9 protein-coding genes are annotated in these 9,106 nt (G+C 67.9%); 4 read left to right on the top strand and 5 right to left on the bottom strand.

Annotated elements, in window-relative coordinates; translation table 11 throughout:
- The coding region (locus JHC57_RS18930) for a ParA family protein (protein ID WP_294032028.1) at window positions 1–158 on the bottom strand (158 nt) is incomplete at its 3' end.
- A gap of 269 nt (window positions 159–427) precedes the next feature.
- Here JHC57_RS18930 and JHC57_RS18925 point away from each other — a divergent pair.
- Window positions 428–1,645 carry an SPOR domain-containing protein gene (locus JHC57_RS18925; protein ID WP_294032026.1) on the top strand — a complete coding sequence of 406 codons (1,218 nt, stop codon included), beginning with the start codon at window positions 428–430 and terminating at the stop codon, window positions 1,643–1,645.
- Window positions 1,646–1,658: 13 nt separating this feature from the next.
- Here the strand turns inward: JHC57_RS18925 and JHC57_RS18920 are convergent, their stop codons facing one another.
- Both JHC57_RS18920 and bla read right to left on the bottom strand, forming a co-directional pair.
- The gene (locus tag JHC57_RS18920; protein WP_294032024.1) at window positions 1,659–2,774 is read right to left on the bottom strand and encodes a TonB family protein; all 1,116 of its coding nucleotides are present in this window, start codon (window positions 2,772–2,774) and stop codon (window positions 1,659–1,661) included.
- A gap of 77 nt (window positions 2,775–2,851) precedes the next feature.
- Window positions 2,852–3,769 (bottom strand): subclass B3 metallo-beta-lactamase, encoded by a 918-nt coding sequence (gene bla / locus JHC57_RS18915; protein ID WP_294032022.1) that lies wholly within the window; start codon window positions 3,767–3,769, stop codon window positions 2,852–2,854.
- 94 nt (window positions 3,770–3,863) lie between these two features.
- On the opposite strand from bla, the gene JHC57_RS18910 reads away from it, so the two are divergent.
- Window positions 3,864–4,745 carry a LysR family transcriptional regulator gene (locus JHC57_RS18910; RefSeq protein ID WP_294032020.1) on the top strand — a complete coding sequence of 294 codons (882 nt, stop codon included), beginning with the start codon at window positions 3,864–3,866 and terminating at the stop codon, window positions 4,743–4,745.
- A gap of 75 nt (window positions 4,746–4,820) precedes the next feature.
- Here JHC57_RS18910 and JHC57_RS18905 read toward each other — a convergent pair whose 3' ends face one another.
- Entirely contained in the window at window positions 4,821–5,180 is a 360-nt protein-coding gene (locus tag JHC57_RS18905; RefSeq protein ID WP_294032018.1) for a DUF2200 domain-containing protein, read from the bottom strand.
- Window positions 5,181–5,409: 229 nt separating this feature from the next.
- A complete protein-coding gene (gene serB / locus JHC57_RS18900) occupies window positions 5,410–6,294 on the bottom strand; it encodes a phosphoserine phosphatase SerB (protein WP_294032016.1) in 885 nt (294 codons plus the stop codon).
- On the opposite strand from serB, the gene miaA reads away from it, so the two are divergent.
- Both miaA and ilvB read left to right on the top strand, forming a co-directional pair.
- On the top strand, window positions 6,293–7,267 hold the full coding sequence (gene miaA, locus JHC57_RS18895; RefSeq protein WP_294032014.1) for a tRNA (adenosine(37)-N6)-dimethylallyltransferase MiaA: 975 nt from the start codon (window positions 6,293–6,295) through the stop codon (window positions 7,265–7,267). The genes serB and miaA overlap by 2 nt on opposite strands.
- Window positions 7,268–7,353: 86 nt before the next feature.
- Window positions 7,354–9,106 (top strand): biosynthetic-type acetolactate synthase large subunit (ilvB, locus tag JHC57_RS18890; protein WP_294032013.1); only part of this gene is annotated, 1,753 nt, incomplete at its 3' end.

Raw genomic sequence — 9,106 nt, 5'->3', positions numbered from 1 at the left:
TCGCGCTCGTTCCACCAGTCGGCGAGCGAGCCCTGCGGATCGATGTCGATCAGAACGACCGGGCCGGCGCCCGCGAGCTGCGCCTGCACCGCCAGGTGCCCCGACAGCGTCGTCTTGCCCGACCCGCCTTTCTGTGAAGCCAATGCCAATACGCGCACTGCGTTACCCCCTCGGAAATCCAGAATTCGGCGAAGGGATGCCATGCGGGGCGCTAAAATTGGGTTAACGATGATAAAAAGAGGGTGAACGACTTCCTCGCTCTTATGGTAAACGAGGTCTCAACGCCTACTTGTCCCGGAACGGGTCAACTGCGGGGCGTACGCTTTTGTCGCTAACGCCGTGTTAGCCAATTGGCGCTATAGGGATCACGGGGACTGCACCCGGCGGGTTTACGGACCCGAACCGACGCAAGTCATTGGAGAATAAGATGCGTTCATTCCGCACCGCCGCCCTGCTGGCCTTGCCGCTCGCGATGGCATCGATGCTGGCGGCGCCCGCCCTTGCCGACGTCAAGGACGGCGTCGACGCATGGCAGGCCGGCAATTATCAGGCGGCGGTCGCCGAATGGCGCCCGCTCGCGCTCGCGGGCGATGCCGACGCGCAATTCAACCTCGGGCAGGCGTACAAGCTTGGCCGCGGCGTCCCCGCCGACCTGACGCAGGCCGAAGCCTGGTATCGGCGCGCCGCGAAACAGGGGCATCTCCAGGCCGAGGACAATCTCGGGCTCGTGCTCTTCACCGCGAACCGCCGCGAGGAAGCGATGCCCTTCATTCTGTCGTCGGCCGCGCGCGGCGAACCGCGCGCGCAATATGTCCTCGGCACCGCGCACTTCAACGGCGATCTTGCCGCGCAGGACTGGCCGCGCGCCTATGCCCTCACGAAGCGCGCGAGCGACGCCGGGCTCGGCATCGCCTCGGCGCGCCTCGCGCAGCTCGACAATCTCATTCCGCTCGAACAGCGCCAGCGCGGCCTTGCGATGCTTCCCGAAATCGAACGCGGCGAACAGCAGGCGCGCCTTGCCGCCGTGAACGCCGCCGCGCCGCCCGCGCCGAAGCCCGTGGCGGCCGCCTCGCCGGTCAAGGTCGCCAGCCTTCCCGCCTCGACGCCCGGCGCCAGCTACACGCCACCGCCGGTGATCGACACGCCGTCCGCGCCGAAGCCGGTGCCCGAACCGATCCGCAGCGTCGCCGTACCGTCCTCGCCCGTCGCGAGCGCCGCCGCTGCGGCCGCCGCAGAAGCGACCGCCGACGCCGTCGCCGCGACCGGCCAGCCGGGCACCACCTACGCGCCGCCGCCCAAGAACGGCAAGCTGCCGCCGAAGCCCGAACCGGCCAAGCCCGCTGAGGCCAAACCTTCTCCGGTCAAAGCCGCCGCCACACCGGCACCCGTTCGCGTCCACAGCGGCGGTGCCGCGAGCCCTTGGCGCGCGCAGCTCGGCGCCTTCGGGGTCGAGGCGAACGCCCGCAACCTCTGGGCGTCGCTCGAAAAGAGGAACGCCGTCTTCGCCGGCCGCCAGCCCTATCTGGTCAAGAGCGGCAAGCTCACCCGCCTGCAGGCCGGTGGCTTCGCGACCAAGGGTGAGGCCGAAAGCTTCTGCGCCGCGCTGCGCAAGCAGGGACAGGCCTGTCTGGTCGTCGACAGATAGCCGGTGCCTCGCGTCAGCCGGTGACGGGTTCCGCGTCATCGGCCGCCTGATCGCGGACCGGCATCATGAATTTCACCGCCTCGACGCAGCCCGACGCGCCCTGCGCCGACGGCACGACACGTCCGCTCCGCACGATGCCGATCGCCTGACGGCCGAAATCCGCCGACGGCTGCGCAGCGATTATCTTCACATTGCGGATCTCGCCCTGCGGCGCGGTGTCGAACGAAACGACCGCCCACCCCTCGATCGCGCGCTTGCGATAGGCGGCGGGATAATGGGTCGCCGGGCGTGTCGTCCATTCGACCTTCGTCGGGCAGGTCGCGTTCGCGGGGCGCAATTGCACCTCGTCGGGGCGTTCGGGCGCGGCGATCGTGCCGGCCGCGCGCCAATAGGGATAGAGGCACCCCGACCGTGCTCCGCCGGTGAAGCGCGACTTTCGCACCGCCTTGATCGCCGCCGCGTCGAGTTCACCATTGCCCGTTCCGTGCGCGACCCGCACGCCTGTCGGCCGTCCCTTCGCATCGGTGTCATAGGCGACGAGCGACCAGGCGCGCACGCCCGGCGTCGCCTCCAGCTTCGCAAAATCGGGGTGCGCGCGCAGCAGCGGCGCCGGCCGCGGCTTCTCGCGACAGTTGCCGAGCGCGGCGAAGCGGTCCCAGCCCTCCTTCGGCAGCCGCGTGCCGGTCGGGAAAATCGAATAGGCGGCAAGGTCGGCGATCGGCGCGCTGCCGATCGCCTCGATCTTCGGCGCATAGTCGATCGAGCAATTGTCGCGCGGCGTCCCCGCGGGAAAACGGCTCGCGGCGAGTGCGGGGCCGATGTCCTCGCCGGATCCCGACATTTCGCCCGCGTCGCGGGCGATCGATCGCGTGCGCCCCGTCCCGTCGATCGCAAAGCGATAGGCGATGCTTTCGACCTGCCCCGCCTTGCGCCGCGTCATTTCGGCCAGCGGGCGCAACATCCCGGGGCTTTCGACCCCGATCCCGTCGCAGCGCACCTCGCCCGGGGTCCATGTCAGCATCTGCTGCAGCACCGGTGCAGCAGGTGCCGCGGGCATCGGCTGCGGCGCCGTCGGCGGTACGGTCGCGGCGGGTAAAAGAGCAAAGAGCAACGCCGCACCGAACATCATGCCCCCCCCCGCAAACGCGCCGCCAGACTAGCGCGATTGCGGGAGCTTACAAGCTTGGAAAGCAACGCGATTAAAGCCTATTTCGCCTCCGCGCGCTCCGTCGCCAGCCGCTTTTCGAGCAGCCCGCGCGAACGGTCGGTATAGGCGCGGCACGCCCCCGGCCTGTCGTTATACCGCCCCGGCCCCGCATTGTCGGGATGCGCCGAAATCAGCACGTCGCACGCCGTCGCATCCATCTTGCGATAGCTCTCTTCAAACGCCTTCACGAACGGCGCGCCAGCCTTCGACGTAAAGCGATAGCCCTCGGCCGACACGGGGTTGAGGCTCGCGGCGAAGACGATCGTCTTGCACGCCGCGCCCTCGCACGCCTGCCAGCGCCAGCTCATGCTGCCCATCGTATGCCCCGGCGTCGCCACCGCGGCGATCGATGTCCTGCCGAGCTTCAGCACCTCGCCGTCGCCGATCACGCGCACCCGGCTCACCGCGGGCCAGCTCCCGCCATAGGCAAGCTGCGGATCGTCCGCCGCGTGCCGGCCCGACCGCAATCCCTCGGCCCCGCGCGCGCTCGCCACCACCGTCGCGCCGGTATCGCGCGCCAGCGCGGCGAGCCCGCCGGCATGGTCGAAATGCGGCTCGGTACTCAGAATAAATTTGATGTCTTCGAGGTCGAACCCGAGCTTGCGGACATTGGCGAGGATCGCCGGCGCGCCCTGCGGCAGCGCGCCGTCGACCAGCACCAGCCCGTCGCCCGTATCGATCAGCGCGACGCTCATCCCGCCAAAGCCGACAAGATAGCTCGTCCCGAAAATCTTTTCGGGCTCGGCGGGAGCCAGCCATTCTGCGGCACGCGACGCCGCAATCGGCCGCGTCAGCGGGTCGTCGCCCTCGGGCACGGCCCCGCCCGCAACCACCCCTGCATGCGCCGCCCCGACGATCGGCAGCGGTATATGGTTCACGCCCGCCAGCCAGGCGGCGATCGTCATCATGGCAATCATATTCGTCTCCCTTCGTCGCCGGAATGCCAATCCGCCCGTCCCGCGACAAAGCATCATTTCTCGACAAAGCCATGAGAATTATTAATGATTGGCCATGGACCGCGCCCAGCTTCCCCTCAATGCCCTCCGCGCTTTCGAGGCCGCGGCGCGCCACCTCAACTTCACCCGCGCCGGTATCGAGCTTCACGTCAGTCAGGGGGCGGTCAGCCATCAGGTCGCGCAGCTCGAACGCCGCCTCGGCACACGCCTCTTCCACCGCCTGCCGCGCGGTCTCGCGCTCACCGACGAGGGGCATGCGCTCGTCCCCGTCGTCGCCGAGGCGTTCGACCGCGTCGCCGCGACGCTCGATCAATATGCGGGCGGCCGTTTCCGCGAGGCGCTCAAGGTCGGCGTCGTCGGCACCTTCGCGACCGGCTGGCTGCTCCCGCGCCTGGGCGCCTTCGCGCGCGCCTTTCCCGCGATCGACCTCCGCATCTCGACCAACAACAATCGCGTCGACCTCGCCGGCGAGGCGCTCGACTATGCGATCCGCTTCGGCGACGGTGCCTGGCACGGCACCCATGCCGAGCCTTTGCTCGCCGCGCCGCTGGCGCCGCTCTGCGCCCCCGCGACCGCGCAGCGCCTCCGGGCTCCCGCCGACCTCCTGTCCGAACGCCTGCTTCGCTCGTACCGCGCCGACGAATGGGCGCTCTGGTTCGGCGCCGCGGGCGTTGCCGCTCCCGTCCTGCGCGGTCCGATGTTCGACAGTTCGGCGCTGATGGCGACCGCTGCCGCCGCGGGTCAGGGTGTCGCGCTCGCCCCGCCGTCGATGTTCGCCCGCGAGCTCGCCGCCGAACTGCTCGTCCAGCCGTTCGCGCTGGCCGTCGACGCCGGCCGCTACTGGCTCACCCGCCTGATGTCGCGCCCCGAAAGCGACGCGATGCAGCGCTTCCGCGAGTGGCTGTCGACAGAAATCACGGCCTCGGAAGCCCGATAGATCGCCTCAATGTTTACGTCGTCAATATGGATGCCGTGCGAATGCTGGCAATGATAACGTCGTCAACATACAGGATTATCCGGTCGGGCTTCGCAATATCTTCGCCATCGCCTTCCCCTTGGCGAGTTCGTCGATCAGCTTGTCGAGATAGCGGATTTCCTTCATCAGCGGGTCCTCGATATTCTCGACCCGGATACCGCAGATCAGGCCGGTAATCAGCCCGCGCGCCGGGTTGGGCGCGGGGGCGTGCGCAAAGAAGTCCTCGAAATTCGTCCCCTTCGCCAGCCCGGCCTCGAGCTGCTTCTGATCATAGCCCGTCAGCCAGCGGAAAATCTCGTCGACCTCGGCCTTGGTCCGTCCCTTCTTCTCGGCCTTCGCGATATAATGCGGATACACGCTCGCGACGCTGATCGAATAGATGCGGTGTCTGGCCATGCGATCCTCCTTCCGACACGATAGGGCGCCGCCGCCCGGTCGTCACCCCTACGTCGGCATTGGGGTGGAAAGCGGGCGGCAAGCCACCCCGCTTCGTCATCCCGGGCTTGACCCGGGATCCCGCTTCTTATGGCGGAAGAGCAGGTTTCGATTTCAAGCGGGACCCCGGGTCAAGTCCGGGGTGACGATGATTGATCGGGCAGCTTCCGGTCGCTAGCGGCCGCAGCTCCTACCCCATCACCCACTGCCGCCGCGAATAGCCCTGCGCCCACAAGAGCGCGGTCAGGTCGTGATGGCGGATCACCGCCGCCGCCGCCTCGCCCGCCGCGGGGTGCGGATAATAGCCGATCCCCAGCCCCGCGCTCGTGATCATCGGAATATCGTTCGCACCGTCGCCGACCGCCAGCGTCTCGGCGAGCGGCAGGCCGTGCCGCGCCGCCTCGGCCTTCAGCGTCTCGAGCTTCGCCGAGCTGTCGACGATCGGCTCGATCACCTTGCCCGTGAGCTTGCCGTCCCGGATTTCCAGCTCGTTGGCGACGATCCTGTCGAACCCGACCGCCTCGCCCACCGGCCCGGCAAAGGGCATGAATCCGCCCGAGATCAGGATCGAAAACGCTCCATGCGCCTTCATCGTCTGCACCAGAGTGCGCGCGCCGCGCGTCAGCTTCACCCGTTCCATCCGGCAATCGACCAGCGTCGATTCGGGCATTCCCGCGAGCAGCCCGACGCGTTCTTCCAGCGCCGCGCGGAAATCGAGTTCGCCACGCATCGCGCGCTCGGTGATCGCCGCGATCTGCGGCTTCAACCCGGCATAATCGGCGAGCTCGTCGATGCATTCGACGGTGATCATCGTCGAATCCATATCGGCGATGATCAGCTTTTTCGTGCGGTCGCCCAGCGGCTGGACGACGATGTCAAGCGCGCCATGGTCCATCTGCGCCAGTTCCTTGCGCGCGCTGACCAGACTGCCCTGGAATACGATATCCGCCGCATCATGCTCGTCGAGCCAGTGCGGCGCCCCGACGTCGTGCCCCGTCGCCGCCAGCCGGTCTATGCCTTCGCGAACCACCTCGTCGGTCAGCTTTCCGGCTGCTATCAGCGTCGCGACGAACATGGCATCTCCTTCTTTCTCGACCGCCAATGCGCGGCTGCCCGTGGCACTTATCGCCGGACCCACCGCCAGCGGCAAGAGCGCTTTGGCGGTCGCGCTCGCAAAATCCCTTGCCGGGACAGGCCCCGAAGCGATCGTCGTCAATGCCGACGCGAGTCAGGTCTACGCCGACCTCGCCATCCTCTCGGCGCGGCCGACTGTCGGGGAGACGGGCGGCGTGCCGCACCGCCTCTTCGGCCACGTCGACGGCGCGGAGGCGTATAACGCCGCGCGCTGGGCGGGCGAAGCCCGAGCCGTCATCGCAGGCGCGCACGCGGCGGGCGAGGTTCCGATCCTCGTCGGCGGCACCGGCCTCTATCTCCGCACCCTCCTGAACGGCATCGCGCCGGTGCCCGCGATCGACCCGGCCGTCCGCGAGGAAGTCCGCGCGCTTTCGGTCGACGACGCGCACGCGGCGCTCGCCGAGGCCGATGCCGGGGCGGCCGCGCGCCTCAACCCCGCCGACACCACGCGCGTCGCGCGCGCGCTCGAAGTTGTGCGTTCGACCGGGCGGACATTGGCCGAATGGCAGGAGGCGCGCGAGGGCGGCATCGCCGGCGACATCGCGCTCGCCCCGCTCATCCTGCTCCCTCCGCGCGACTGGCTCCGCGAGCGCTGCGATCGCCGCCTCGTCCGGATGTTCGACGCGGGCGCGGTGGAGGAGGTCGAAGCGCTGCTCGCGCGCGGCCTCGACCCCGACCTTCCCGCGATGCGCGCGATCGGCGTGCCGCAGATCGCAGCTTTCCTCCGCGGCGAAACCGGCCGCAGCGAAGCGCTCGAACAGGCGCAGGCCGCGACCCGCCAATATGCAAAGCGCCAGTATACATGGTTCCGGCACCAGCCGCCCGCCGATTGGCCTCGCCATGAAGAATCATTAAACATCGATTCTGTCAACAATTTAGCAATAATATTACGTGATAGAATGTTGACAGGATAGAATCATGCACCTATTGCCCGCCGACTGTTGCAGCGCACAAGTTGCGTCCGCCGAAGGTCGGCGGTGACAAGGAAAGGAGTTTCGTCGTGACGGAAATGAGTGGTGCCGACATGGTGGTTCAGGCGCTGGTCGACCTCGGGGTCGACACGGTGTTCGGCTATCCGGGCGGTGCGGTCCTTCCCATCTATGATGCGCTCTTCAACCATCCGACGATCAAGCATGTGCTCGTACGCCACGAGCAGGCGGCGACCCACGCGGCGGAGGGCTATGCGCGCTCGACCGGCAAGCCCGGCGTCGTGCTCGTCACCTCGGGGCCCGGCGCGACCAACGCCGTCACCGGCATCACCGACGCCTTGCTCGACTCTATCCCGATGGTGGTGCTCACCGGGCAGGTCTCGACGGCGCTGATCGGCACCGACGCCTTCCAGGAATGCGACACGGTCGGCATCACGCGCCACTGCACCAAGCATAATTATCTCGTGATGGACCCCGACCGCCTCGGCCCGATCCTGCACGAGGCGTTCCATATCGCCACCCACGGCCGCCCCGGCCCGGTGGTGATCGACATCCCCAAGAATGTGCAGGTGGCGACGGGTGACTATGTCGTGCCCGAAAAGATCCTGCACAACAGCTACCGCCCGCAGGTCGAACCCGACGCCGACGCGATCGCCCGGGCCATCGAGATGATCGCCGCGGCCGAACGCCCGATCTTCTACACCGGCGGCGGTGTGATCAACGCCGGTCCCGATGCGAGCGCGGCGCTGCGCCAGCTCGTCGCGCTCACCGGGGCGCCGGTCACCTCGACCCTGATGGGCCTCGGCGCCTTCCCGTCGGACGACGACAAATGGCTCGGCATGCTCGGCATGCACGGCACCTATGAATCGAACATGGCGATGAACCGTGCCGACCTGATCATCGCGGTCGGCGCGCGCTTCGACGACCGCGTGACGGGACGTCTCGACGCCTTTTCGCCCGATTCGAAGAAAATCCACATCGACATCGACCGCAGCTCGATCAACAAGATCATCCCCGTCGACCTGGCGATCGTCGGCGACGCCGGCCGCGCGCTCGATGCACTGATCGCGGGCTGGCAGGCGAAGGGCCACACGGCGCGCGACCTCGGCGAATGGTGGCGCCGCATCGACGGCTGGCGCGCGACGCGCTGCCTCGACTTCCCCGAAAAGAAGGATCCGGCCGCCGACATCATGCCGCAGCGCGCGGTCAAGGCGCTGTTCGACGCGACGCGCGGGCTCGACCCGATCATCACGACCGAGGTCGGCCAGCACCAGATGTGGGCGGCGCAGCATTTCGGCTTTTCGGCCCCCAACCGCTGGCTCACCAGCGGCGGCCTCGGCACGATGGGCTATGGCTTCCCCGCCTCGGTCGGCGCGCAGATCGCGCATCCCGACCGCCTCGTCATCTGCATCGCGGGCGAAGCCAGCCTGCAGATGAACATCCAGGAAATGGGCACGGTCAGCCAGTACCGCCTGCCGGTGAAGATCTTCATCCTCAACAATGAGTGGATGGGGATGGTCCGCCAGTGGCAGGAGCTGACCTATGAAAGCCGCTATTCGAACAGCTATTCGGACAGTCTGCCCGATTTCGTGAAGCTCGCCGATGCCTATGGCTGGACGGGCCTGCGCATCGACAATCTGGGTCAGCTCGAGGACGGCATCAGGAAGATGATCGAGACCCCCGGCCCGGTGATCGTCGACTGCCGCGTCGCGCAGCTCGCCAACTGCTTCCCGATGATCCCGTCGGGCGCCGCGCATACCGAAATGCTCCTCCAGCCGAGCGACGTCACCGGCACGATGGACGACGAAGCCAAGGCACTGGTGT

It is taken from the genome of Sphingopyxis sp., from assembly GCF_016463645.1.
Classification (GTDB): Bacteria; Pseudomonadota; Alphaproteobacteria; order Sphingomonadales; family Sphingomonadaceae; genus Sphingopyxis.
Note: the sequence above shows the minus strand (reverse complement) of the source record. Positions and strands in the feature narration are given on the sequence as shown.

Excerpts from the sequence above, each read along its gene's own strand:
- JHC57_RS18925 (WP_294032026.1), top strand. The coding sequence starts at position 428 with ATGCGTTCATTCCGCACCGCCGCCCTGCTGGCCTTGCCGCTCGCGATG.
- JHC57_RS18920 (WP_294032024.1), bottom strand. The coding sequence starts at position 2,774 with ATGATGTTCGGTGCGGCGTTGCTCTTTGCTCTTTTACCCGCCGCGACC.
- bla (WP_294032022.1), bottom strand. The coding sequence starts at position 3,769 with ATGATTGCCATGATGACGATCGCCGCCTGGCTGGCGGGCGTGAACCAT.
- JHC57_RS18910 (WP_294032020.1), top strand. The coding sequence starts at position 3,864 with ATGGACCGCGCCCAGCTTCCCCTCAATGCCCTCCGCGCTTTCGAGGCC.
- JHC57_RS18905 (WP_294032018.1), bottom strand. The coding sequence starts at position 5,180 with ATGGCCAGACACCGCATCTATTCGATCAGCGTCGCGAGCGTGTATCCG.
- miaA (WP_294032014.1), top strand. The coding sequence starts at position 6,293 with ATGGCATCTCCTTCTTTCTCGACCGCCAATGCGCGGCTGCCCGTGGCA.
- serB (WP_294032016.1), bottom strand. The coding sequence starts at position 6,294 with ATGTTCGTCGCGACGCTGATAGCAGCCGGAAAGCTGACCGACGAGGTG.